Raw genomic sequence first — 25224 nt, 5'->3', positions numbered from 1 at the left:
TAATAGCCAAGCTGTGAGTGATGGCACCGTACCGGCTCGCGGAAAAGGGCGGCGGAACGTCATCATCGTTATGGTCGTGGCCTTGGTCGCCGCGGCCCTGGGAATCGGGGCGTGGTGGTACTTTTCACGTCCCGCAGGCGTCCAGCGCGCCGATGTAGTCCGTTTCGACAAGGAACGGTCGATCGTGGACAACTCCATGAACCTTTATGATCCCTTGGTTCAGGAATTCACTGCGCGGTACACCAACGTCTCCAAGGGAGATGCACAGGAAGAGCAGGACGCCGTCCTCAAACGCGAGGGCGGCCTGCTCCAACGGGAATCCGCGGCCAACATGGCCAAGCTGGACCGGATGGCTGAATCCCCCGCCCTGCAGGACCCTGCCGTTTCCGACGCTTTTGGGAAGTTCAAGGAGAAGTATGGTGCGGTGGTTGCCTACAACGACCAACGCATCATCAACACCGCCAGCATTACGCGGTCGGTGGGCGGGCCGTGCGGACCGCTCCACACCGAACTGAACCTGCAAAGCGAAAACTACTCTGCGGAATACGTCAAAGTTGCCGATGCGTGCTTGAAAGCCATTGCGGAGGCAAAGGACGGCACTGATGCAGAGACCAGCAAGCTGCTGGCAGCCATTGAGGGCGTCATCAAGGGCCAGCGGGACAAACAACAGGAAGTCCTGGACGCCGAGGAGGGCTTGGAGCGCATCGCCAAGAGAACACTGGCGGCTGCGGCCATGTTGGGAATCAACGAGCCCCTGAACAAGGCACGGACCGAATACGAGGCCGCGGTGAAGGAGAAATCCACCAAGGTGGTTGCAGATGCGAACGCGTCCAACCAGGAACTGGAGAAAGTCTTGAAGAGCCGGCTGGAGCAGTTTGAGGCAACAGCCGGAGACGGGGAACAGTCATGAGCAACGAATACGCTCCTGCAGCGACGGCTCCTGAACAAACCACCAAACCGGGCCCTTGGAAACGGAATCGCGCCGTCCTCGTCATCGGCCTCGTCATCGCCTTGCTCGTGGCCGCCGCCGGGACTGCCGTGGCCTTGACGCAATCCGCCGCCCAGCAGCGCAAGGACACCCTGCTGGAAGTAAAGGACCAACGCCTCAATGACCTGGCCGCGGCCCGCGACAAACTGCAGCCCGCCGTTAACGCATACCTGGCGGCGTACAAGAAAGCACGGAACGCACCGGCCTCCAAAGACCAGGCCGTGCAGGACAGCAAAAAGGAGCTGGATGACTTCCGGCAGGCCGCAGAGGCGGCACGCACGTCGTTGCAGTCCGTGAAGGCCGGGCTCGGCTCCAGTGAAGCCGTCAACACAGCGGTGCAGCAGCTTGAAGAGTCCCATCTGGGCTACTTCGATTACATGGAGGGCCTCGTGGAGTCCTATCCCCGTTTCGAGGGCCTTTTCCGCGCGGATGATGCCGCAGGATGCAACGGCTTGTTTGTCGGTAACAAGGCCGCCAACCTACGGGAGCGGCAGCAGTTGCTGGCCAAAGCTGCAGCCCCGTGCCGGGAAGCGGCAAATGAACTGAAACAGTCCGGGAACGTCGCCTACGAGGACTTCGCCCGCACCTTCGACAAGAGGGTGGCGGATCTGGAGAAGCATGCCGAGACGACGGCGAGGGCCGAGGAGAGCTACGAAGAGTTCGTCCGGCTCAAGGACGACTTCGTGAAGAAGCTGGCCGACGCCGAAGCCCGCAACGCCCCCGCCGACGAAGTGCTGAAGATCGCCGACGACGCCCGCGCTCTCAACAGCAAGATCCGCGCCAACCGGTCGGAGTTCGACTTCGCGGCGGAGCGCTACCTTGACGGGGTCAAGGGCATGCCGGACCTCGTGGATGAGGTCTTCACCAAGAACGTCACAGAGGACATCAAGTACTACGAAGCTGTGATTCCCCTGCGCGTCCAGTTGGTGAAGGACGTCATCGACGCCGAGCTGGTGGAGTAGGCGCCGCTCCTGGTTGCTGAAGCGCAAGGCTTGTTGCCGAAGTGCAGGCTACTTGCCGAGGCCCGGGCTACTTGCCGAAGCGCAGGGTCACCAGTTGGAACGGGCGAAGGACGAGCCCGGCCACGGCAGTACCCGGATCTGCACCGCCCGCGGCTGCACTCCTGGAGGCCACGCCCGTCGCCTGCACCGTACGCTCCAGCAGGTCGGTAGCCACCACCGTCCGGGCCGGGAAGTTCGCCGTCACTGTCCCCGTGGACCTCTGGCCCAGGGATTCGTAGAGGCGCACAACCACGTCTCCGCTGCCGTCCTCGGCGAGCTTCACGGCCTCCACCACAATCCCGGGGTTGGACACCGATACCAACGGCTCAACCGGGTTCCCGCCCCGCATCAAGCGTGGCTTGAGGTTGGTCCTGTACCCCTCTTCGACCGCGTCGGCGATGTCCGCACCGGGCCGGATGGACAGCTCCAGCACGTGCTCGCCACGGTCCGCCTCAGGGTCCGGGAACCGGGCCGAGCGCAGCAGCGAGGTACGGACCGTCGTCGTGGTCCCGCCGTCTTCCCGGATTGCGCGGGTGACGTCGTGGCCGTAGCTGGAGCCGTTGCTGACGGCAACGCCATAGCCGGGTTCGCCGACGTGGATCCAGCGGTGCGCGCAGATCTCGAACTTTGCGGCGTCCCAGGAGGTATTGGTGTGGGTGGGCCGGAAGACATGTCCGAACTGGGTTTCCGACGCGGACTGGTCCGCGCGCACGTCCAGCGGAAAGGCGATCTTGAGCATCTTCTCGCGCTCCTGCCAATCAACAATCGTGCTGATGCCCAAGGACTCCGCCCCCGCGGCGAGCGTGAGGCGCTGCGTAATGGTGGAGGCGCCAACGGTCCGCTTGACCACCACGACGGCGGATGCAGCCGTGCGCTCGAGGCCGATGCTTTCCGCTTCGGTCAGCGGCGTGACGTTGCTCCGGTAGAACTCCTCAATGTCCCAGGCGTCCCACTCGTTGGGCGTGTCCCTGAAGAGTTCCAGCAGGTTTCCTGCTTGCCCTGGGGCGATGGCGTCCCGGCCGCTGGCGTGGTCCATCAGGGAAGTCAGCAGCCCGCGATCGTCAAACACGGCACGGATGATGCCGTTGTCCAGGACGTATCCGCCCGCCTCTTCGCTCGCCTGCACAACGCCGCCCAATGAGCCCGTCCGCGAGCTGCGGGGCTCCGATGCGCCCAATGCCGGCACTCCGAGTCTCCTGTGGGGTGCCGCGTTGAGCAGGAACTCGGTGTCGCCCGGGCCGAGGAGGGCCTGGGCAGCTTGAACGATGATTGCCTCGAGGTCGCGGGCGATCGCCAGATAGTTGCGTTCGGCGTCCTGGTGGACCCAGGCAATGGAGCTGCCGGGTAGGATGTCATGGAACTGCTGGAGGAGGACGAGCTGCCAAAGCCTCTTGAGTTCACCGGCAGGATACTCGTAGGCCTCGCCCAGGCGGACGGCCGCGGTGGTGCACCACAGTTCCGCTTCGCGCAGGAGGTGCTCGCTGTGCCTGTTGCCCTGCTTGGTCTTGGCCTGGCTGGTGTAGGTTCCCCGGTGCATCTCAAGGTACATCTCGCCCACCCACACGGGCAGTTGCGGGTACTCCGCTTCGGCCTTCACGAAGAAGTCCTTGGCGGTGCCCATCCGGACCTTGGGCGAACCTTCCAGGTCCGCAGTGCGGCGCGCGGCCGCGACCATTTCGCGCGTGGGTCCGCCGCCGCCGTCGCCGTAACCAAACGGCACCAGGGACATGGTTGCCCGGCCGTGTTCCCGGAAATTGCGTTCGGCGTGGGCAAGTTCCCTCGCATGAAGTTCGGCGTTGTACGTGTCCACCGGGGGGAAGTGCGTAAACAGCCGCGTCCCGTCGATTCCTTCCCACGCAAAAGTGTGGTGCGGCATCCGGTTGACTTTGTTCCAGGAGATCTTCTGGGTCAGGAACCAGCGGGAACCGGCAGACTTGACGATCTGCGGCAGCGCACCGGAGTAGCCGAAGGAATCCGGCAGCCACGCCTCCTGGCATTCGACGTTGAACTCCCGCAGGAAAAAGCTCTTGCCCTCCACGAACTGGCGCGCCATGGCTTCCCCGCCGGGCATGTTGGTATCCGATTCCACCCACATGCCGCCGACGGGCACGAACTGGCCCGCCTGCACTTTCTCGCGGATGCGGACGAAGAGCTCAGGATAGAACTCCTTCATCCACGCCATCTGTTGGGCCGATGAGCAGGAAAAGACGAAGTCCGGGTTGTCGTCCATCAGCGCCACGACGTTGGAGAAGGTCCGTGCGCATTTGCGGATGGTTTCGCGGACAGGCCATAGCCACGCGGAATCGATGTGGGCATGCCCGGTGGCAAGCAGCTCATGGGCGGACGCATAGGCAGGCCGGGCCAACACCCCGGCCAAGGCTTCCCGCCCCGCAGCAGCTGTTCCGGCCACATCGTCAGGATCCATGACGTCGAGCATCCGTTCCAACGCCCTCAGGATCTCGTGGCGCCGGGGCATCTCCATGGGGAGCTCGTGCATCAGCCCGCTCAGTGTCCAGACGTCCTGGTTGAGCTCCCAGACGGTCTCATTCAGTTCCGCGATGGCTATGCGGCCCAAGCGGTACCGCGGTTCATCGCCGGACGTCGCCTTGTCCCCCAAGGGCGTTGGCGCGAAGGACCAGCCCTGCGCGACGTCGGGATTCGCTGCGGCCTCGACGTAGAAGTCCACGGACAGCCCGCTGCCGAGCAGTTTCAACGGCACATGATAGTTGCGTGGCGAGATTGCCTTAACGATGCTTCCGTCCGCGCGCCATGCGGTGCCCTCACACTGGAAACCGGGCACATCGCTGTTGAAGCCCAAATCCACGATGATTTCCACGGCTGTGTTCTCTGCCGAGCCCCAGGCTTCGGGAACTTCGCCTTGCAGCCGCAACCATTTTGTGCTCCAGGCCTTGCCCCATGCCGAACCGTGCTCCTGGGGCGTGAAGACCTGCCGGAGGGCTTCCGCGGCCGGCACGGGCTCGCCGGGAGCTTCCCAGCTGCTCAGTTCAAGCGGGATCGAACGGCCGTAAATGGCCGGGAGCAGACGCTCACGCACAAACCTGTCCAGACGTTGTTCAGTGATCCTGCGGTCGTCGTGCAATTAGAACCTCTTTAAAAAATCAGCCGGGCGGCATGAGTGGTTGGCTGGCATCCGGGCCTCCGTGGCGAGGGCCGGCGCGGGCAACCATGATTCCATTCGATGGATAAAATGTACGTCGTTCCCAGCTGATAGCCAAGTGTCAGTCAACTGGAACCGGCTCCAGCTAGGCAACGGAAGGGGCAAGGTCCTCGTCCCGGATGCGCCAACGCCCGGCGTAGGCGTTAAGGCTGTGGCCCCGGCTGAAACCCACCAGGGTGATGCCGGATTCCTCGGCGAGTTCGGCAGCGAGGCTTGAGGGTGCGCTGACTGCGGAGAGCACCGGAATCCCGGCCATCGCAGCCTTCTGGACCAGTTCGAACGACGCCCTCCCGGAAACCTGCAGCACCGTGCCGGTTAAGGGCAACCGCCCCGAGCGCAACGCCCATCCCACAACTTTGTCCACCGCGTTATGCCGCCCTACATCTTCGCGCAGGCAGAGCAGTTCGCTGGTGCCGTCGTCGTGGATCCTGAAGAGGCCGGCAGCATGCACCCCTCCCGTCTTGGAGAAGACGGCCTGTGCCTCGCGGAGCTTGTCCGGGAGGTCAGCGAGTACGCGGACGGGAACCGTGAGCGGGTCCTCTTTGGGGCTGTGCCGGGAAGACTTGCGGACGGCCTCTATCGAATCCGTTCCACAGATCCCGCACGAGCTTGAGGTGTACACATTGCGGCCCGTTGCGGGGCGTTCGACGTCGGGGCGCAGTTGGGCGTCCACCACGTTGAAGGTCTGCACTCCGTCCTCGTCCTCCCCCGCGCAGAACCGTTCGGAGACCAGCTGGCCGGGTTCGGAGATGATGCCCTCGGAGACAAGGAAGCCGGCAACGAGGTCGAAGTCGTCCCCCGGCGTCCGCATGGTCACCGCGAAGGACATCTCCCCCAGCCGGATCTCCAGAGGTTCCTCCACTGCGAGGACGTCTTCCTTGAAGCGGACCGGGTGTTCCAGCGCTTGGGGTGAGCCGTCCAGGACGAACTTATGGATCTTGCGGCGTTGGGTGACGCGTCCCATGGTCAGGCTCCCTTCTCCTGGTTCATGTGTCCATCATGGCAAGCCTGTTGCCTGCTGGCCACTTGGTTCCACCCGCGGGCGTCAAGCGTCGAGCGCGCTCCAGTCGACCGGTCCCTGGGGACCCTTCCGTTGACCTCGCGCAGGCGCCTTGCGCGGCTTTTCCTCCGGCGGCTTTGGCACGGGCAGCGGCTTGCCCCATGGGAGCGCGAACGCCTGCACCAGCTCGCCGAGTTGGACTCCATGCGGCGGCACCACCATGACGCCATCTGCGTTGGCGAGCCCCCGCATCATTCCCGGCCCTGCATGTTGGGCGGGTGAGGCCAGACCGTAGACCAGTTTGAACGGCATCAACCGGGTGCGCCCGGGGTCGGCGTCGATCATGGCACCGGAGGGCACCTCGCCTGTTTCCGGCATGCTGCCATGCCCCAAGGCGGCCAGCAGTGGTCCACCCACCGTGAACAGTGCCATCATGGCGGCCAACGGGTTGCCAGGCAGGCCCAGGACAAACCGTCCATCCGGAAGCTCCGCCAAAACAGCGGGGTGCCCGGGGCGCATGGCGATGCCGTCGATCAGCAGCGTTCCGCCGAGCTCTGCGATCGCTTTCCGGAAGTGGTCGGTACCGGAGCGGCCGGTACCGCCCGTCGTAATAACGACGTCGGCCGGCGGCTCCGCGTCCACGTCCGCCAACCCCGCGGCTTCTTGGGGGACGTCCGGTTCGACGTCCTGCAGGGCGGCGAGCCAATCTTCGTAGCTGTCGCCGACCCTGACCTGCTCCCCCGCTATGCCGCCAAGAAGTTCAACCACCCCGCCAAGCTGCGGACCGAAGGTGTCACGGACCTGGCCCGGGCCGGGCATGCCCTGGTCCACCACTTCGGAACCCGTCAAGAGGAAACGGACCAGCGGCTTGCCGAGCACCTCTACTTCGTCCAGCCCGGCCAAGGCCGCCAGGGCCAAATGGGCGGGATTCAGGACCACCCCGGCCTTGATCAGGACCTCCCCCTCGGCTGCTTCCTCCGCGGCTTTACGGATGTGCTGTCCGTTGCGGGGCTCCCCGGGTTTGGCGGCCCCGCCGAGCGCAAGTACGGGCAGGCCGTCGTCGTCCGTGGTGATGACGCCGCTCTCGCTGCGCAGTACTGCCTTGGCCCCGGGCGGAATGAGTCCGCCGGTAACGATCGGGCTGGCCTGGTGCGGGGCAAGGCGCTGCCCCGGTTCGCTCAGTATCCAGGGTCCGCTGCCGTTGACAGCCCACCCATCCATGGCGGACGAGGCATAGTGGGGCATGTCCTGGAGAGCCAATACATCCGAGGAAAGCGTCCGGCCGAGCGCAGCCCTCAGGGGAACGGGGCTCGCAGGGATGGGTGCAGCAACCTCAAAGGCGCGCTGCCGGGCCTCCTGCCAGGTATGTGCCGCGTGGTGGCCCTGTTCCGGGGCCGCGGTCATTCCGATTCTGCCCCGGGCTCCGGGTATTGCTTGGCCACTTGGCGTGCCAGGCCGAGGGCAGCACTCATGGCCGCGTCGTCGTTGGCTTGCCCGATTCCCCGGGCCATTCCGGCCGCATAGCCGGCAATGAACGTGGTCAGGGGTGCAGCGGGACGCACCACGGAATGCGCCGCAACGCCGGCAACGGCGAGGACCTCGTTGACATCCACCTCGACGCCTTCAAGTTCGAATGCCTGCAGCAGCATGCGGCACCATTCCTCGAGAGTCTCTTCCTGGCTCTTCACGTCCGCCTCCTGCTGTTTGTCTATGCCCAGTACCGCGGCGTCCGCCCACGTGTCCACATCATCCGTGGAACCGCTGGGAACAGGCACCGCCATCACCTTCAGCCTAGCAAGCAGGCGGAACACTGAAGAGTTCGTTAACCCTCCCTCGCCCGATGCCAGGGCCACTTCCCTTTCCATCGCCCGTGTGCTGTAGATCCCCAGCAACGGCTGCTTGCGCCCGTCCGGGGACACGGCCATGGCACCTTCGGTCTCCGGCGTGGCAATCAGCGCAGCCAACAACGCTTGCACACCGCGGGAGGCATGCGGCATGTCGCACGCGAGGACCAGGGTCCAAGGGGCGGCCCCTCGATCCGCAAGGGCAGCCAGTCCTACGGCAATCGCCGCAGCAGGACCGGCGAATACAGGTTCCTCGCGTGCAGTCAGCACGCCGGGCGGCAAGGTGCCGGGATCGGGGCCGACCACCACGGTTGCCGCAGCACCCCGGGCTGCGTCCAGGGCATGCGAAAGCAGGGTGGCGCCGTCGTAGGTCAGCGAAGGTTTGGGCACACCGCCAAGGCGGGTGGCCCTGCCACCCGCCAAGATCACTGCGTTGAACTCCATCCGCCCAGATTACCGGTGCCGCACAGGATTACCGGTGCCGCATAGGGCGGACGCACATCAATCAGGCAGCGGATTCCGGCAAGAGGAACGGATCCCAGTCCGGCGCAGGCTTCTCGAGTTCTTTGATCTGCCACATGGTTCCGGAGGGAACGCCGGGTGTGAAACGGAGTTTCCAACCCATCTCTGCCGGCGTGTGGTCGCTCTTGGCGTTATTGCATTTCAAGCACGCCGCAACCAGGTTTTCCCAGGAATCCGCGCCGCCCCTGGATTTGGGGTGGACGTGGTCTATGGTGTGGGCTGTCTTACCGCAGTAGGCGCAGCGGTGGCCGTCGCGGCGGAGAACTCCGCGCCGGCTGACGGCCGTGATCCTGGTGTACCGCGGCCGGATGTAGCGATTGAGGAGGATCACGGACGGGCGTCCCAGAATCTCCTGCGGCCCGACGACAGGTTCGCCGCCTTCGGCCACTACGCTTGCTTTTCCGGTGAGCACAAGGACCAGCGCCCGGCGGAAGGTAACTACCGCCAGCGGTTCATATCCAGCATTCAGAACGAGTGTGCGCATGCACGTACCTCTTAACGGCCGCACCCGCCAGGGGCACGAGGGCCGGCTGCCCTCTGCATGTACGGGCTGTGGATCGACACCATAAGAGTAAGCACTTATATGCCATATCAACGAATTATCAGTGGAATTAGCTTGTGATGTCGCCCACAGACTCCGGCCTTGCCCCTTAAGACGGAAATACCCCGCAGGTGAGACCTGCGGGGTATTTCCTCAAAGTTCGATCAGCCGTTGACCCGGATGAACACCGGACCGGAGCCGACGTTGACGCTGAACAGAGCAGTGGTGGATCCGTTCCATCCGCCATGCACTGCCATGCCGTTGCCGACGTAGACGGCGATGTGGGCCTGTCCGGCCAGGCCACCGTTGGCGTAGTAGGCGAGGTCGCCCGGCTGGGCTTCCGCTGCGCTGACCGTACGTCCAAGGGAAAGGTAACCCGCAGGCCAGTCATGGAAGTTGATACCCACGGCTGCGAGGGAGTTGGTGACCAACATGGTGCAGTCCTGGGTCACGCCGAGCTGGGCGTAGGCTGCAGCGGCAATGGCCGCACCGAGGCCACTGGAAGCAGCCGGAGCCTTTGCTGCCGGTGCAGCGTTGCTGACTGCCACGGTTGCGCCGCCAGCAGCGTTGGAAGCTGAGGCAGTGGCTTCCTGTGCGGAGCTCTTCGCTTCAGCCTTGGCCGGGGCTTTCTCCACGACGGGCGCGGGCGCCTCGACCGTGGTGACAACCGGGCTCTCGTAGGAGATGGCAACGGTGGAGTCAGCGGCGATGGTGGACTGCACGACGGACTGGATGTCCAGGGAGGTGGTTGAGGTGGACTCGCGATCCACATTGGTATCCGCCGCATTGGCAGCAACGCCACTGGTCAGGACCAAGCCCGAAGCCGCGGCGATGACGGCTGCCTGGCGGCCGACGCCACCGGCGTTCACCGAAACTGCCTTTGCAATCACGGCAAGTGAGCTGGTCTTGGGAGCCTCGGCCCGGTGCCGCGCAACCTTGTTTGCACTGGTCATGATGATCTCTTTTCGTTTCCGCGTGCTGCGGGGAAGCACGCGGGTCATGGGCAGGCCAGCACCCGGGGGGCGCGCTGGCTTACCTGGACGGTTTTTAGCGCAGGGTGAAGAAGGAGGAGGTTCCGGTAGAAGCTACCGAGTGAAGCAGCGTGCCCTGGCTGGGGTTCAGGGCGCTGACCATCATGCCGTTGCCGACGTAAATGCCAACGTGGGCACCGCCGTTCTGCATGACGAGGTCGCCGGGAGCGGGAGTGCTGGTGGGCTTCATGGCGGTCCATGCATTGACGCGGGGGATGCTGATGCCGGCCTGCGCGTAAACCCACTGGGTGAAGCCGGAGCAGTCCCAACCGTTGGGGGTGGTGCCGCCCCAGACGTACGGGTGGCCGATGCCGGTGTACGCGATTGCTGCGAGGCCCGAAGCCGCGGCGCTGGCTGCGGAATCCTTGGAGCCGGCGGACTTGGCGGTGACTGCGCCCTCGCCCTGGCCGGCATTCTGGTTGCCGTTCGCCTGGGAGCGCTGCGTGGTCTGGGAAGCGCGCTGGATCTTGGGGGCTTCCTTGGTAACCACAACGGGGCTCTCAAAGGAAACAGTGGCGGTTGGTTCCGCCGTGACGACGGCGGTAGTCACCAGCTGCTGTGCGCTGGACTCAGCCTTGGAAACGTCAGTATCCGCTGCCTGGGCAGGAAGGCCGACGCTGAGGACCAAGCCCGATGCTGCTGCAAGGACTGCGGCCTGGCGGCCGACGGTTCCGGCATTCGCTGAAACAGCTTTGGAAAGAGTGTTCAACGGGGTAACCGTCTGGGCGCGGTGGCGCGCAGAAGTAGTGCGTGATGACACGAAGGTAGCCTCTCCCAATGCCTGCGAGGTGAGCTGTCGGATTCGGATGGGAGTCATCCGGCCACACGCCGTTGGAAGCGTTTGTGACTTAACCCCAAGGCCCTCTTTCGAAGACCAAAATTGGTTCCCCCGCCCCTGCCAGACGAATTATGCGAACGGACCTTGAGTGGTGGCAGAGCTAGGCAATCCACCCAAGTGCATCGGCCCCCTAAAAAGCCGATGCGCTTTGTACGGTACAACAGTTGAACGCAAATGTCACATTCAGATCACGGGGCGTGTCAAGAATGCGAGAGACGACCATCAACTCGGGTTAGAGCCAGCCCATGGGGTCGACGACTTCGCCGTTGACCTGGACTTCGAAGTGGAGGTGGCAGCCGGTGGAAGCGCCCGTGGTGCCGCTCAAGGCAACGGTGTCTCCGCGATTCACGGTGTCGCCGACCTTGACGTTGAATGACGACAAGTGGTTGTAGGTGGTTTCCAGGCCGTTGCCATGGTCCACCACCACGCGGTTGCCTCCACCGTATTCGTGCCAGCCCGCAAAGGTGACCTTGCCCGCCGCAGCAGCGTGGACTGCCGTGCCGCACTGGGCCACGAAGTCCTGGCCGCGATGGAAATCGCCGCTGCCGCCTGTCAGCGGGCTGATGCGGTAGCCGAACGGTGATGCGGTGCTGAGGGTGTCCAACGGGCTGGCCATGGTGCCCTTGGAGGAGCTGGCCTGGATGCTTCCCACGGACTGGGCGCTCAGCAACTGCTTGAGCTTGCCGTCGGGATCCGCCTTGGTTGCCACCGCGGCGCGGCTGAAGTCGATCTTGGCGGACGCTTCCGCGGAGACCTCTGGCTGGCTCCCGCCGCCCACAGCCAGTGCGGCCTCAGTCTGCCCGGACTCGGACGTGGCCATGACGGGACTCGTTGCAGGCAGGCCGACAGTGAGCGCAAGACCGGTAGCAGCGAGTGCTACGCCGGCCTTCTGCCCTACACCACTGGCTGCTGCGAAATCGGCCACCTGGCGCATCGGGCTCTTACGGCGGCGCACCTGACGCTGGGTGTCGCGGGGCCGGATCTCCGATACTACGCGGGCTGGCCGCAGCTCAGTAGCGGGGCCGGTAGCGCGTCGACGGCCCCTGACGTTCTGCGAAGTCAAACTCTGTTCCTCTCTCAAAAGCCTGCGAAGTTAGCTGTCGGATTCGGATCAGAGAGTGCAAAGACCCGGCCCGCACGCAGCGCTCACGGCACACAGGTATCCCAGGAGGGAATTGCGTAAGTAAGGCACTGCTGCTGCGGACTTCACCCCAAGGCTGCTTCTCTAGGCAGCCGATTGTGGTTCCCCCGCCTCTGCCAGTAGATGTTTAACACCCCTGATCTGCTGGCAGAGCTCGGCTCCAGATCAGGTAACGCTTTGATATCGGCGCTAGTAGATAACTATAGGGGATTAAGGCCCGCGGTAATAAATTCGTTATCTACAGGGCGGTCGTTTTTTGCCCGCTCCCCTTATCACCTATCCGCGGAAACCGCAGGTCACACCGCCGCGCGGCGGCGTGACGTGAGATCAACCACGCCCATGGCAAGGCAAAGGCGCCCACATGGAGTGAACGCCTGCACCTGGCTGGCCTTTCGCTTGCTAGCCGACTGCCACGAATACGTGGGCAGCTACTTCCGGCGGCAGCTCGAGGGCCCCTTCAATCCCCGGCACCCGGACGGAGATATAGTCCCCCACGCGCTCCAGGGAAACGGCCGCACCCGGACGGATGCCGCCCTCGTCCAGCTGGGTCAGGAGTTCGGGCTCGACCTGGATGGGCTCGGCGAGCCGGCTCACCACAACGCGGGAGTCGTCAGCATAACCATCCATTGCCTGCAGGAGGTTGACGTCCGGGCGGAAGGGAGCTTGGACAGCGAGGCCGCCCAGGGCCTCCAGGCCGGGAATCGGGTTCCCGTACGGGGATTGCGTGGGATGCTCCAGCAGTTCATACAGCCTGCGTTCCACGCGTTCGCTCATCACGTGCTCCCAGCGGCACGCTTCGTCATGGACGTACGCCCAGTCCAGGCCTATGACGTCGGCAAGGAGGCGTTCAGCCAAGCGGTGCTTGCGCATCACTTCGGTGGCGCGCTTGCGGCCAACATCCGTGAGCTCCAGGTGCCGGTCATTGGACACCACCACCAGGCCGTCGCGCTCCATGCGTCCGATCGTTTGGGAGACCGTAGGACCGGAGTGGCGCAACCGCTCAGCGATGCGGGCGCGGAGAGCCACGATGTTTTCTTCTTCAAGTTCCAAAATGGTCCGAAGATACATCTCAGTGGTATCGATCAGATCCGTCATCCAGCTCAGCTCTCCTCGAACGCAGTTCTTGCGTAATGTCCACCGTACCGCGTCCGTAGAGGCTGCACGTCCCCCTGCGCCACCCTGTGAACGCGTACCCCAGCCTAGCTTATTTGGAATTACTCTTGATAATTTTCGAAGGGTCACAAAGGTTCCGGGTACCTTGCCTCCACCCCCTTGACGACGGGAACGCGCGCAACCACGTTCCACGTGGCGGACTATGACACCACCGGGTACGCGCACCCGCGCCTGTTCAGGCAGAATTGGGGGTGTCGAAGGGGCAGTTGATGCCACCTGCCACCTCCCCGTCTTTGACCGATACACATTGGAGCCACGCGTGAGCGACACCAGCATCACCATTCCCGCCGACCTGCTGCCCAAGGACGGAAGGTTCGGCGCCGGACCGTCCAAGGTCCGCCCGGAGCAGATCGAAGCCCTGTCCGCTGCATCGAAGACCATCCTTGGCACCTCCCACCGCCAGGCACCGGTCAAGAACCTCGTAGGCTCCGTTCGTGAGGGCCTCAGCCAGTTCTTCCGTGCTCCTGAAGGGTACGAGGTAGTCCTCGGCGTCGGTGGCTCAACGGCGTTCTGGGATGTCGCGGCTTTCGGCCTCGTGGAAAAGAAGGCCCAGCACCTGTCCTTCGGCGAGTTTGGCTCCAAGTTTGCAGCCGCCACCAACAAGGCTCCGTTCCTGGACGAGTCCTCCATCATCAAGTCCGAGCCCGGGACCCGCCCCGCTCCCGCTGCGGAAGCCGGCGTGGATGTATATGCGTGGCCGCAGAACGAGACGTCCACCGGTGTGGCTGCGCCGGTCAAGCGCGTTGCCGGCGCCGATGAGGGTTCCCTGGTGCTGGTGGACGCTACTTCCGCAGCTGGTGGCCTTGACGTGGATGTGGCTGAGTCGGACGTCTACTACTTCGCACCGCAGAAGAACTTCGCATCCGACGGCGGCCTGTGGCTCGGCCTCTTCTCCCCCGCGGCGCTTGAACGCGCTGCCCGCATCAAGGCAAGCGGCCGCTGGATTCCTGATTTCCTTGACGTGCAGACCGCCATCGACAACTCGAAGCTGAACCAGACATACAACACGCCTTCGCTTTCCACGCTGGTAACCCTGGATGCGCAGGTCCAGTGGCTCAACAGCAACGGCGGCCTTGACTTCGCCAGCAAGCGCACGGCAGATTCTGCCAGCCGCGTCTACTCGTGGGCAGAGTCCTCCGAATTCGCGACTCCGTTTGTTGCCAACCCCGAAGAGCGTTCCAACGTCATTGCCACCATCGACTTCGACGATTCGATCGATGCCGCGGCCATCGCCAAGGTGCTGCGCGCCAACGGCGTGGTTGACACCGAGCCCTACCGCAAGCTGGGCCGCAACCAGCTGCGGATCGCGACGTTCGTTGCGATCGAACCGGACGACGTCTCCGCCCTGCTCGCCAGCATTGACTACGTGGTGGGCGAGCTGAAGAAGTAGCCCCCACAAACAATCGGCGCCTGCCGGGAGAAGCTCCCGGCAGGCGCCGATTGTTTTTAAAGTCTTGGTGGATCAGGCTTCCGGGGAGTCTGCAGGCTCCTGCACGGCGTCCTCGGCGTCCGCGTCGGCATCGTCCGCGTCTTCGGCCGGTTCATTCCTGGAAGCCTCGGCTTCAGCTTCTTCCGCCTGCACGGCTTCTTCCGGGACTTCCCCGGCGGTCTCCTCGACCAATGGCGTCTCGTCTTCCGGCCGGACCCGCTTGGCCCACGGGACCCACTCGGGCGCGAGGATGGAGTCCTCCGAGGGCAGCAATCCCAGCTCGCTCACGGTCACAATCTTGGAACGCGAGTTCCGGGTGACCACCGCGTACCACTGCCACCCGCCATAGCCGGGCAGCTTGGATTCGAACAGGTGGGTGACAACGCGGTCGCCCTCCGATTTGGCCCCGATGTGGGCGCCAACCTCGCCGGGCTTCGCGATACCTTCCACGGCTGTCCGGGCCACGTCGACGGCGGCAGCCAGGAACGCGTCCGGCTTACCGGTGCGCCACACCGGAACTCCGGCGCGGGGTTTCGGCGCAGCACCCTTCCGCGCGGGGACTTCCCTGGCTGCCGGGCCGGCCCCGCTCGCAGGGGTCTCCCCGTTGGCAGGAGCCTCGGCAGCGGAGGCATCATCGGATGCGTTCCCGGCGGCCTGCGTATCCTGTGCGGATTCGGAAGTCATGGCTGTTCCTTAGGCTTCCAGCTCGTCGGCAACCTTGCGCAGTGCCGTACCGATTGCCTTCGCCTTATTGCCTTCCGGGTACTTTCCGGAGGACAACGTGCCGGAGAGGTTGTCCAGCACAGTGACCAGGTCCTGGACGAGCGGCGCGAGGTCCCGCGCGTTCATACGCTTGGCCTTGGCGATGGAGGGGGTCTTGTCCAGAATACGCAGGCCCAACGCCTGCGCCCCGCGGCGACCGTCGGCAACGCCGAACTCCACCCGGGTTCCTGCCTTAAGCTCGGTTACGCCCGCGGGCAGGGCCGTCTTGGGCAGGAATACTTCCTGGCCGTCTTCGGCCGCGAGGAATCCGAAGCCTTTGTCCTTGTCATACCACTTGACCTTGCCGGTGGGCACGTAATCAACCTTCTTCGTTCTTGCGTGGGAAACACGTCAGGCCGGCGCCGCATCCACAGGGTCCTGCGGGATCAGGGGCGACAGCCCGGTCCGTGTGGGTCTGCTCCTTCAAGGTTATCCTGCCCGGCCCCCTATTCCCGCTTTGGCGCTTCGCGCTTAGCGGAAGCCCACGGCAACCGGATACCTTTGGAGCATGACTTCCCCGGGTTACCGCCGCCCCCTGACTGTTGCTGCCGCCGTCGTCGCCTTTGTTTCGCTGGCTGCCGTGGCAGCGGTCATGGCCATTGCCTTCAACGGCGGGGCCGCACCCGTATGGGTGACGTCGACTGCACTCTACGGACTGCCGATAGCCTTCATCATGGCCGTTTTCCTGGTGGTGGACGCAGCCCGCCAGCGCCGGCGCCAATAGCTGCTGCGGCGGGACAGGCATCTGTGTGCCGCTGGCGGTAACGTTGAACTGATGTCCCTGATTCGAGCGCTCAGCAAGGAACTCGAGGCGCGCAGCGATGCCTCGCTGCGGGCTTTGTTTGCCGCGCGGCCGGACCTCATCTCCCCCATGGCGCCGGACTTTGCGGCACTCGCGGCCAGGGCCAGTGCCCGGGTCAGCGTCCAGCGGGCCTTGGAGCGACTCACCAAGCCGGAAATGCAGGTCCTCGAAACGCTCCATCTGTGTACCAACACAGATACCGGACACAGTGCCTCCGCCGCCGGCCTGAAGAAGGTCATTGCCGGATCAACCTTGTCCGCGCTGGAACCGATCCTCGCGAAGCTGCAGGACCTGGCACTGGTCCATCGGGCGGAACCACCGGCATCTGCCCACATGCCGGCAGGCTCCAGGCAGCGTTTCTATTTGCCCGTGGGCAGCCTCAAGGATGTCATCGGCATCTACCCCGCGGGCTTGGGCCGCAGCTACACGGAACTTGTCAGGCTGCAGCCGGCCTTTGCCCAGCGCGTGGTCCAGCTTGTGTCCGAACTGCACCACAGCGGCATTGATATCCATTCGGCCAGCACCCCGATGGATGCTGCGCTGTCCCTGCAGAAATGGACTGCCACGCCGGAAGGCGTCCGGGCCATCCTCGCCACTGCTCCGGAGAGGACCACTGCCCTGCTGGACAAGTTCGGCAGCTGGGCCATGGGCGCCCTACCCCAGGCGCAAAGGCGGGCTTCGGTGACGCACGAAAGTGCCGACGTCGGACCGATCGACTGGCTGCTGGCCCGCGGACTGCTGGTCCCCCTCGATGCCGGGCACGTTGAGCTGCCGCACAGCGTTGGCATCGCCCTGCGTGGCGGCGTCATTGTGAACGACTTCAGCCTGACCCCTCCTGTGCCGGAACTGGGGCACACCAGTGGCGCCCTGCGGCGCAACGCGGCCATGGGTGCCATCGCGGAGACGCTCAGGCTGTGCAATGAACTGCTGTTCGTCGTGCGGGAGCAACCGTTGGCCACTCTTCGAAGCGGCGGCGTGGGCGTGCGCGAGCTGCGCCGGCTTGCCGAGTCGATCCGGTGCGGGGTGCACCAAACGGCTGTCCTGCTTGAGTTGTGCGCCCTGTCCGGGCTGTTGCGCCTGGATGTGGACAGCTCCACCTGGGTGCAGTCCCCGGCGCTCGAATGGCCGGGCCTGCCACGCCAGGAGCAGTGGTTGTGGTTGGTGAATGCGTGGCTCGCCAGCGAACGCGCCCCGTCCATGGTGGGCCAGCCCACCGCAGGAAACACCGGGGGCTCCCACCACGGCGCGGCCGGCAGCACCATCAACGCATTGTCCGCCGAAGCCCAGCGTCCCGATGCCCCTATTGTCCGGCGCAGGCTTCTGGAGATCCTGGACGAACTCACCGCCGAGGCGGCAGCGCCGGATGGAAAGGCGCCGGTGCTCGACGCCCGTGCGGTCCTCCAACGCGCGGAATGGGCGCAGCCCCGGATGGCCCGGCGGTTCAGTTCCCTGGTGCGCGGCATCCTCGAGGAAGCCACTCTCCTGGGCCTCATGGGTTCGGGGGCGTTCACGCAGCTCGGTTCGGCCATCGCGGCGGGCCGCCCCGAACATGCCATGACAATCCTTGGCGAACACTTGCCCGCTGCGGTGAACCACATCCTGTTGCAGGCTGACCTGACCGCCGTGGCTCCCGGATATTTGGCGCCTGAGCTCAGTGAGAGGCTGCTCCTGATGTCCGACGCCGAAGGGCAAGGACCGGCGTCGATCTACCGTTTCTCTGCCTCCTCCATCCGGAGGGCGCTCGACGCCGGAGAGGATGCGGAATCGCTGCTGGCGTTCCTTCGGGAGCACTCGGCCACCGAGGTGCCCCAGCCGCTTTCCTACCTCATCCAGGACACCGCGTCCCGGCACGGCCGGTTGCGGATCAGTTCGAGCGCCAGCTTCATCCAGAGCGACGACGAATCGGCCATCTCCGAACTATTGCTGGAAGCCCGGACGTCGGCCCTGAGCCTGGTACGCCTCGCCCCGACTGTTCTGACCTCCTCAGCCAGCCCGCGGGAGACCGCCCGGGTGTTGCGCGAGCTGGGACTCTCACCTGCCGTGCAGGACGCCGAACCCGCCGTCGTACGCCTGAAGCGGACCACCGCCGTATCCGGCAGCGCCCGACCGGTTTATACAGCGCCGCGGACGGCTCCGCCGGACGACGACGTCGAGGCTCAACTGGCGATTCTGCGGCAGCACCGCAGCGTCCCGGGTGACGGGACGGGCGAGGCATCAACCCAGCTGGGCCTGGAGACCCTGCAGAAAGCAATCCGGATGAAGCAGGCAGTCACCATGAACGTGGTGGACAGCTTGGGGAATTCAAATACGGAAACCGTTGTTCCAGTCTCCGTATCGGGTGGCCGGGTGCGGGTTTTCGATCCCGCGAAGGACACCGAACGGGTACTGTCCATCCACAGGATCATCGATGTGGAGCCAGCCGGTGACCGGCACCCGTAGCTGCAGCAAACGGCGGGCCCGCGGAGGCGCGCAAGATAGGAATGAAGAGTGACCGACGGTCCGCTGATCGTTCAAAGCGATAAAACCATCCTGTTGGAAGTCGACCACGAGTTGGCTACCGAAGCACGGCACGCCATCGCTGCCTTCGCCGAACTCGAACGTGCTCCGGAGCACATGCACAGTTACCGGCTCACACCCTTGGGCCTCTGGAATGCGCGGGCCGCAGGACTGGACGCCGAACAGGTGCTGGACACCCTGTTGAAGTACTCCCGCTTTCCCGTACCCCACGCGCTGCTGATCGACATTGAAGAAACCATGTCCCGCTATGGCCGCCTGCGCTTGGAGAACGACCCGCAGCACGGTCTGGTGATGCGCACGGACGACTACCCGGTGCTGGAGGAGGTCATCCGCGCCAAGAAGATTGCGCCGTTGTTGGGCCCGAGGATCGACGGCGAGACCGTAGTGGTGCATTCCTCCCAGCGCGGGCAGCTGAAGCAGTTGCTCCTCAAGCTGGGCTGGCCGGCCGAGGACCTGGCCGGCTATGTGGATGGCCAGCCGCACCTGATCATGCTGGACGAGACAGACTGGCAGCTGCGCCCATACCAGAAGGTGGCCACGGAGAACTTCTGGGCCGGCGGCAGCGGCGTCGTCGTGCTTCCCTGCGGCGCCGGCAAGACGCTGGTGGGGGCAGCGGCCATGGCCACCTCCTCGACCACCACGCTGATCCTGGTGACCAACACCGTCTCGGCCCGCCAGTGGAAGGACGAACTCCTCAAACGGACCTCCCTGACCGAGGACGAGATCGGCGAGTATTCAGGTGCGGTCAAGGAAGTCCGGCCCGTCACCATTGCCACCTACCAGGTGCTCACCACCAAACGCGGCGGGCTGTACCCCCATCTTGAACTTGTCGACGGCCATGACTGGGGACTGATTATCTATGACGAAGTCCACCTGCTACCCGCCCCGATCTTCCGCATGACTGCCGACCTGCAAGCCCGGCGGCGACTCGGCCTGACCGCCACCCTGGTCCGTGAAGACGGTCGCGAGGGCGAAGTCTTCAGCCTTATCGGCCCCAAACGCTACGACGCTCCCTGGAAGGACATCGAAGCCCAAGGTTACATTGCCCCCGCCGATTGCGTGGAGGTCCGGGTGGACCTGCCCCGGGACGAGCGCGTGGCCTACGCGATGGCCGAGGACGCGGATAAGTACCGGTTGTGCGCCACGTCGGAGACAAAAACCGCCTTGGTGGAACAGCTCGTGGAGGCACATAAAGGCGAACAGCTACTGGTCATAGGACAGTACATCGACCAGCTGGATGAGATTTCCGAAAGGCTGGACGCTCCCCTGATCAAGGGCGAAACCAGCGTCAAGGCCCGCCAGAAACTCTTTGATGCCTTCCGGAAGGGCGAGCTCCAAACCCTTGTGGTGTCCAAGGTGGCGAATTTCTCCATCGACCTTCCGGAGGCCTCCGTGGCGATCCAGGTTTCCGGCTCCTTCGGCTCCCGGCAGGAGGAGGCGCAACGTTTGGGCCGCCTCCTGCGGCCCAAACAGGACGGCCGGGCCGCGCGCTTCTACTCGCTGGTTGCCCGCGACACGCTCGACCAGGACTTCGCCGCGAAACGGCAGCGGTTCCTGGCCGAGCAGGGTTATGCCTACCGCATCATGGACGCCAAAGACGTCGGAAAGGACGTCGGGACCGAACAGGGCCAGTAGCCTTTGGGGGCCGGGGCCAGGAGCCGTTGGGGCGAATAACCCCCGCACCCTTGCTATTTATCTCCAGCAATTTTACGATTCCAAGTGAAGCTCTCCGCCCATAAAAGCTGCCCTTGGTCCAGGCAGCCTGGCGGCCAGTCATCGGCAGTGGGGGTAGCCCGCAGCCAAGGGTGCCGATGGCTTGAAGGCCTTTACTGAATCTGTGAAGTTCCTGTCAGAGGGATCCCCAATGCGTAAGACCCTCATGGTCCTTGCGGCCATCGTTCTGCTTTCATCACTTGCCCAGTTGTTTTTTGCCGGCTACTTCCACTTCCAAAACACCATCGAAGCCCAGCGCGAAGCGGGTGTTTACCACGTCCTGAACGGTCAGTACGTCCTCCGCTACGGCGCGCTCCTCGCCGCTATTGTGGCCGCGATCGCCCGCATGGGTTCCCGAACCATCTGGCTTGCCGCCGGAATCTTCCTGATGACCTGGGTCCAGTTGTTTATCTTCATCATTGGCGGCATGCTGACTGGCTCATCCGAGGATTTCATCACTCCGTCCGGCTCGTGGGTGGCATCGATCCATCCCATCACCGGGCTGCTGATCATCTTCATGTCCTACTGGCTGTTCAGCCGGGCACGGGCTGCTGCCCTCAACCCGCAACCGCTACCACCCAAGGACACCTCCTCCGACGCGCCCACGTCTCCCGCTTCGGCCTGACCACCTGCTGTCTTGAACACTTCACAGCTGTTGGCTGTGGACCTGGTGCTGGCGGTCCTTGCTGCCGGCGCTTGGGCCGCGGCAGCTTGGATGACGTGGACGTCAACAGCCAGTGAAGGCCATGCCAAGCCTAGCTTGGCCGGTTTGGCGCTCCTCGCGACTGCCGTCGCCCTGGTGGCAACGGCAGCCCGCTACGCTTTACTCCCTGCCTTGGCGGCGGGCAGTTGGTGGTTTGCCAGCGAACGCATATCCATCAGCTTGCCGCTGACCGCCATCCCCGCGGCTTGGGCCGCGATGGCCGGTGTTCCGTTCTTGCTGAGGAGGCGGAACACCGGCGCACACCTTTCCCCCAACGACGGCGCGCAGATGCCGGCACCCCTCCGGGGGCGTAAAGCCGCCGTCCTGGCCATGGTGGCAGCCGGCGCCGGTGCTGTGGGTTCCCTCGCCCTGATGTTCGTCCTGGGACCTTTCCCCGCCCTCTGGACCCTGGTGATCCTGATCTTCCTCGTCGCAGGGGTGGTTGTGCTGGCCAAAATGGCGCTCTTCCCGCGGCACGCTGTTAGCGTACTGGGCCCGACTCGTGGCGGCAGGCGTGCAACGGCAGCCACGGCGCTGGCCGGCCTGATGGCATGCACGGCCCTGGGAGCCGGCGTTTTCACGTGGCTGGGCAGCCGTGCCGCGGACGGCACCGGGATCATCACCGCCGTCGGACATCACGACGCCGGCAGTCCGGTCCCGGTGTCAGCCACGACGCCGGTGACTGCCCTACTGGGCGACATGCCTGCGAATGCCACAGTCCGGCGTTATGAACTCACGGCGAGGGTTGAACAGGTAACGCTGCCGTCGGGGCGGACAACGGAAGCCTGGACGTTCGGCAGCCTGCCGGGACCTACGCTGGAAGCCCGGCTGGGCGAGGTAGTGGAAGTAGTACTGAACAACCGTGACGTGCAGGCCGGGGTGACGCTGCACTGGCACGGCTACGACGTGCCAAACGCCATGGACGGAGTGGCAGGCGCCACCCAGGACGCTGTCCTGCCCGGCCAGTCCATGACGTACAGGTTTGCCGCGGCGCAAGCAGGAACGTACTGGTACCACACCCATCAGGATTCAGCCGAAGGAGTCCGCAAGGGACTCTACGGCGTATTCGTCGTGCACGATCCCGCCATGGTCCGTAGTGACGCGGACATCGTGGTGGCCGGGCACGACCTCGGCGGTCTGGGGATGCTGGGCTCCTCAGACCGTAGCAGTATGTATACGGTGAAGCCGGGCTCGCTGGTTCGCGTGCGGTTGATCAATACCGACTCCTTGCCACAGCGCTACCTCGTGCAAGGAACGGTCTTCACAGTGGCCGCCGTCGATGGAACCGAAGTCAACAAGCCGGGCGAAGTGTCAGGAAAGCTGCTCCGTCTCGGCGCCGGCGGCCGGTACGACCTGACCTTTGCCATGCCCGGGTCTCCTGTGACCGTTCGGATGGATGCTGCCGCTGACGCCGCGGTGATCATCAACCCCGGGAGTCCCGGCGAGATGTCGGGTGAGGTGTCGGGTGCCGTTTCCGGCGAAGTTTCGGGTGCCGTTTCCGGCGGAAACAGCCCTTCAGCGGGGAGCAACCCGGAGAAGGGCACTCCTGGAATTTTTGCGACCACTCCCGTCCTTGATCTGTTGGGTTATGGCGAACCCGGGCCAGGAAGGGTTGATACTCCGACGGCCGACCGTGAGGAAGTAATCGTGTTGGACCGGCAATTCCGGTTTGTGGACGGTGTCCCCCGCTATGCCTTCACGGTGAACGGCGCTGCCTATCCGTTGGTGCCCTCCATGCAGGTCGCGGAGGGGGACGTCGTGAAGGTAACCATCATCAACCGCACCGCCGAACCGCACCCGATGCACCCGCACGGTCATCATGTCCTGGTACTCAGCCGGAACGGAGTGGCACCGAGCGGATCACCCTTGGTCCTGGACACCGTTGATATCCAGGGCGGAGAGGTTTGGGAAGTCCTGCTGGTGGCCAACAATCCGGGGATCTGGATGGATCACTGCCACAACCTGGACCATGCCGCCGAAGGGATGATGATGCTCATGCAGTACGAGGGGGTGTCCTCACCGTTCGTCCACGGAGGGCATGCCCACAACCGGCCGGAGTAGGCACGCTCCTCAGGCGGCGAGGTGGATGTAGACCTGAATGTCGACGCGCTCCACTACGGCCCAGCAATCTTCCGAGCGGAGTTGGATGGAAGCGAAGCGCTCGGCTGCCTGCAGGTCCTCGAACTCCTCTACCTGGACCCGGCCAACTTCCGAGTCAAAGTAGCTCACGTGGTATTCGTACTGAACTTCCACCGGGTGTGCGGCGTTGCTGACTGATGCTGTTTTCTTTGCCATGTTTCAAGTGTGGAATGGGGCACTGACATTTTTGGAAGCATCGACGGCGTGTTCCAAAACAACACTGTCCTGCGGCTTGTCAGGGCTGCCTGAGGAACTGCGCTGCCACGGTTCGAACGGTGTCGCTCACCACGTCCAGCACGTGGGAGGCGGTTTTCCACCGCTGCCAGTAGAGCGCCACATCGAGGGGCCGGCCCGGGGCAAGCTCCACCAGTGTGCCGTCCTTGATGTCCTGTTGGCATTGGATCTCCGGGATAAGGCCCCAGCCAAGGCCCAAGCGGATGGCATTTCCAAAGTCGTGGCTGGATGGAACGTAATGCCGGGGCCCCTTGACGTCAATCGATTCACCGGCCGGCGTACTGGCCAACGACTGCACGAAGGCCCATTGATAGGTGTCTTTCCGGTCGAAATCCACAGTAGGCGCCGTGTTAAGTTTCCCCGGGTCGACGCCGTCGGAGAACCATCGGGCAGCAAAGGCCGGTTCAGAGACCGCCACATAGCGCATGACACCCAGCGGCTCCACCCGACAACCCTGCACGGGATCCGGTGTTGCTGTCACAGCGGCCATCACCTTCCCCGAGCGCAGGAAGGAGGCGGAGTGCTGCTCATCGTCGCGGTGGAGGTCGAAGGTGACGTCAACCTCCGCAGCTACTTGTGCCAGAGCCTGCAGGAACCAGACACCCAGGGAATCGGCATTCACCACAACCGGTATGGCCAAGCGCGGACCACTTGCCCCAAAGCCCAGTTCCGCTCCGGCATCAGCCTCCAGTTGCGCCACCTGGCGGGCAAGCCGAAGCACAACCTCCCCTGCCTCCGTCGGTTGGGCCGGGTTGCTCCTCTGCAGCAGCACCCGCCCGGCGGTTTGCTCCAGGGCTTTCAACCGCTGGGAGACCGCGGAGGGGGTGATGTGAAGCGTCCTGGCTGCTGCTTCCAGCGTGCCTTCGGAAAGGACCGCGGCGAACGTCGACAACTGCTCCGAAGGAAATCTCATAAGCAAAGCTTATTCCAGTGAAGAATCTTTAGCTGTTCTTAGTCGAGCTCCACCAATACGTTGGAGGAGTGAATTTTTCTGACACCATCAACGCGGCGGGCCTCGGCCTCGCCACCGGCCTTGCCCTCATCGTTGCCATCGGGGCACAGAATGCCTTCGTGCTGAGGCAGGGTATCCGCGGAGAACACGTCGCCGCTATCGTTACCATCTGTGCACTCTCGGACGCCGTTCTCATTGCTGCCGGGGTCCTCGGTACCGGCGCCTTGATCGCGGCGGCACCCACCGCCGTCGTCATCCTTCGCTACGTGGGCGCAGCGTTCCTCGTCACGTACGGCATCATGGCGGCACGGCGGGCGCTGAACCCGCAGTCCCTGACAGCGGACGGCAGTTCTCCGAAATCCGGAAAGAAAAGCCTCACCGCCGCCATAACCACAGTGCTGGCACTGACCTGGCTCAATCCACACGTGTACCTGGACATCGCGCTCCTGGGCTCCATTGCCAGCGCCCAAGGTTCCGGGCAACAGTGGTGGTTCGGAGCGGGAGCCATTCTGGGCAGCATTCTCTGGTTCTCCTCGCTGGGGTTCGGCGCCCGGTTCCTCAAGGGATTCTTCTCCCGGCCCCGCTCCTGGCAACTGCTCGACGGCGGCATTGCCGTCACCATGATGGCTTTGGGAGCGGGACTCGCGTTGGGGAGCTAGGAGCCCTGCCCGGCACCACCTTGCACGCAGTCCGCTCCCATAAAGCATTCAGATAAC

22 protein-coding genes and 2 riboswitches are annotated in these 25224 nt (G+C 64.3%); of the genes, 9 read left to right on the top strand and 13 right to left on the bottom strand.

From position 1 onward, the window contains the following. Positions 1–13: 13 nt before the first annotated feature. Positions 14–910, top strand: coding sequence for a hypothetical protein (locus OCL88_RS14355; protein WP_264962944.1), 897 nt, complete (start codon positions 14–16; stop codon positions 908–910). Beyond that, positions 907–1950: a hypothetical protein gene (locus tag OCL88_RS14350; RefSeq protein WP_264962943.1), complete on the top strand. Its 1044-nt coding sequence runs from the start codon at positions 907–909 to the stop codon at positions 1948–1950. The genes OCL88_RS14355 and OCL88_RS14350 overlap by 4 nt, the downstream gene beginning before the upstream one ends. 67 nt (positions 1951–2017) lie before the next feature. Here OCL88_RS14350 and OCL88_RS14345 read toward each other — a convergent pair whose 3' ends face one another. The 9 genes from OCL88_RS14345 to OCL88_RS14305 all read right to left on the bottom strand — a co-directional run bounded on the left by OCL88_RS14345 (position 2018) and on the right by OCL88_RS14305 (position 13179). Beyond that, entirely contained in the window at positions 2018–5089 is a 3072-nt protein-coding gene (locus tag OCL88_RS14345; protein WP_166185800.1) for an alpha-mannosidase, read from the bottom strand. Positions 5090–5252: 163 nt separating this feature from the next. Beyond that, positions 5253–6131: a formate dehydrogenase accessory sulfurtransferase FdhD gene (fdhD, locus tag OCL88_RS14340; protein ID WP_166185799.1), complete on the bottom strand. Its 879-nt coding sequence runs from the start codon at positions 6129–6131 to the stop codon at positions 5253–5255. A gap of 81 nt (positions 6132–6212) precedes the next feature. Beyond that, positions 6213–7571 (bottom strand): molybdopterin-binding protein, encoded by a 1359-nt coding sequence (locus tag OCL88_RS14335; RefSeq protein ID WP_264962942.1) that lies wholly within the window; start codon positions 7569–7571, stop codon positions 6213–6215. After that, a complete protein-coding gene (locus OCL88_RS14330) occupies positions 7568–8455 on the bottom strand; it encodes an NTP transferase domain-containing protein (RefSeq protein ID WP_166185797.1) in 888 nt (295 codons plus the stop codon). Before OCL88_RS14330 ends, OCL88_RS14335 begins: the two co-directional genes overlap by 4 nt. A 61-nt stretch (positions 8456–8516) precedes the next feature. Next, on the bottom strand, positions 8517–9017 hold the full coding sequence (locus OCL88_RS14325; RefSeq protein ID WP_166185796.1) for an HNH endonuclease: 501 nt from the start codon (positions 9015–9017) through the stop codon (positions 8517–8519). A gap of 221 nt (positions 9018–9238) precedes the next feature. After that, the gene (locus OCL88_RS14320; RefSeq protein WP_031216903.1) at positions 9239–10027 is read right to left on the bottom strand and encodes an NlpC/P60 family protein; all 789 of its coding nucleotides are present in this window, start codon (positions 10025–10027) and stop codon (positions 9239–9241) included. A 94-nt stretch (positions 10028–10121) separates the two neighbouring features. Next, the gene (locus tag OCL88_RS14315; protein ID WP_052474162.1) at positions 10122–10865 is read right to left on the bottom strand and encodes a C40 family peptidase; all 744 of its coding nucleotides are present in this window, start codon (positions 10863–10865) and stop codon (positions 10122–10124) included. 4 nt (positions 10866–10869) lie between these two features. After that, positions 10870–11036, bottom strand: a riboswitch (cyclic di-AMP (ydaO/yuaA leader). A gap of 139 nt (positions 11037–11175) precedes the next feature. Beyond that, positions 11176–12006: a M23 family metallopeptidase gene (locus OCL88_RS14310; protein WP_031216905.1), complete on the bottom strand. Its 831-nt coding sequence runs from the start codon at positions 12004–12006 to the stop codon at positions 11176–11178. Positions 12007–12010: 4 nt separating this feature from the next. Next, positions 12011–12254: riboswitch (cyclic di-AMP (ydaO/yuaA leader) on the bottom strand. Positions 12255–12483: 229 nt separating this feature from the next. Beyond that, positions 12484–13179 (bottom strand): metal-dependent transcriptional regulator, encoded by a 696-nt coding sequence (locus OCL88_RS14305; protein WP_264962941.1) that lies wholly within the window; start codon positions 13177–13179, stop codon positions 12484–12486. Between the two features lie 337 nt (positions 13180–13516). On the opposite strand from OCL88_RS14305, the gene serC reads away from it, so the two are divergent. Beyond that, entirely contained in the window at positions 13517–14647 is a 1131-nt protein-coding gene (gene serC, locus OCL88_RS14300; protein ID WP_021473658.1) for a phosphoserine transaminase, read from the top strand. Positions 14648–14719: 72 nt separating this feature from the next. Here serC and OCL88_RS14295 read toward each other — a convergent pair whose 3' ends face one another. Continuing rightward, entirely contained in the window at positions 14720–15370 is a 651-nt protein-coding gene (locus tag OCL88_RS14295; RefSeq protein WP_264962940.1) for a DUF3027 domain-containing protein, read from the bottom strand. Positions 15371–15379: 9 nt separating this feature from the next. Continuing rightward, positions 15380–15763, bottom strand: coding sequence for a cold-shock protein (locus OCL88_RS14290; protein WP_021473660.1), 384 nt, complete (start codon positions 15761–15763; stop codon positions 15380–15382). 193 nt (positions 15764–15956) lie between these two features. Between OCL88_RS14290 and OCL88_RS14285 the strand changes: the two genes are divergently transcribed. The 5 genes from OCL88_RS14285 (at position 15957) to OCL88_RS14265 (ending at position 23244) form a co-directional block, all read left to right on the top strand. Further along, positions 15957–16172: a hypothetical protein gene (locus OCL88_RS14285; protein WP_021473661.1), complete on the top strand. Its 216-nt coding sequence runs from the start codon at positions 15957–15959 to the stop codon at positions 16170–16172. A gap of 51 nt (positions 16173–16223) precedes the next feature. Next, complete coding sequence (locus OCL88_RS14280) at positions 16224–18689, top strand: helicase-associated domain-containing protein (RefSeq protein ID WP_264962939.1); 2466 nt, start codon at positions 16224–16226, stop codon at positions 18687–18689. A 48-nt stretch (positions 18690–18737) separates the two neighbouring features. Next, positions 18738–20402 (top strand): DNA repair helicase XPB, encoded by a 1665-nt coding sequence (locus tag OCL88_RS14275; protein WP_264962938.1) that lies wholly within the window; start codon positions 18738–18740, stop codon positions 20400–20402. Positions 20403–20631: 229 nt separating this feature from the next. Beyond that, entirely contained in the window at positions 20632–21105 is a 474-nt protein-coding gene (locus OCL88_RS14270; RefSeq protein WP_021473664.1) for a hypothetical protein, read from the top strand. A 12-nt stretch (positions 21106–21117) separates the two neighbouring features. Then, positions 21118–23244 carry a multicopper oxidase family protein gene (locus OCL88_RS14265; RefSeq protein ID WP_264962937.1) on the top strand — a complete coding sequence of 709 codons (2127 nt, stop codon included), beginning with the start codon at positions 21118–21120 and terminating at the stop codon, positions 23242–23244. 9 nt (positions 23245–23253) lie between these two features. Here OCL88_RS14265 and OCL88_RS14260 read toward each other — a convergent pair whose 3' ends face one another. Together OCL88_RS14260 and OCL88_RS14255 are read right to left on the bottom strand one after the other, a co-directional pair. Next, on the bottom strand, positions 23254–23478 hold the full coding sequence (locus OCL88_RS14260) for a hypothetical protein (protein WP_264962936.1): 225 nt from the start codon (positions 23476–23478) through the stop codon (positions 23254–23256). Between the two features lie 79 nt (positions 23479–23557). Then, positions 23558–24469: a LysR family transcriptional regulator ArgP gene (locus OCL88_RS14255; protein WP_264962935.1), complete on the bottom strand. Its 912-nt coding sequence runs from the start codon at positions 24467–24469 to the stop codon at positions 23558–23560. A gap of 68 nt (positions 24470–24537) precedes the next feature. On the opposite strand from OCL88_RS14255, the gene OCL88_RS14250 reads away from it, so the two are divergent. Continuing rightward, positions 24538–25167, top strand: a complete 630-nt coding sequence (locus OCL88_RS14250) for a LysE/ArgO family amino acid transporter (protein WP_264962934.1) — start codon at positions 24538–24540, stop codon at positions 25165–25167. The last annotated feature ends 57 nt before the right edge of the window (positions 25168–25224 follow it).

The organism is Paenarthrobacter sp. PAE-2 (assembly GCF_026013155.1).
In the GTDB taxonomy this organism is placed as follows: Bacteria; Actinomycetota; Actinomycetes; order Actinomycetales; family Micrococcaceae; genus Arthrobacter; species Arthrobacter ureafaciens.
The sequence above is the reverse complement of the archived record's forward strand: the minus strand, read 5'-3'. Positions and strand labels throughout refer to the sequence as shown.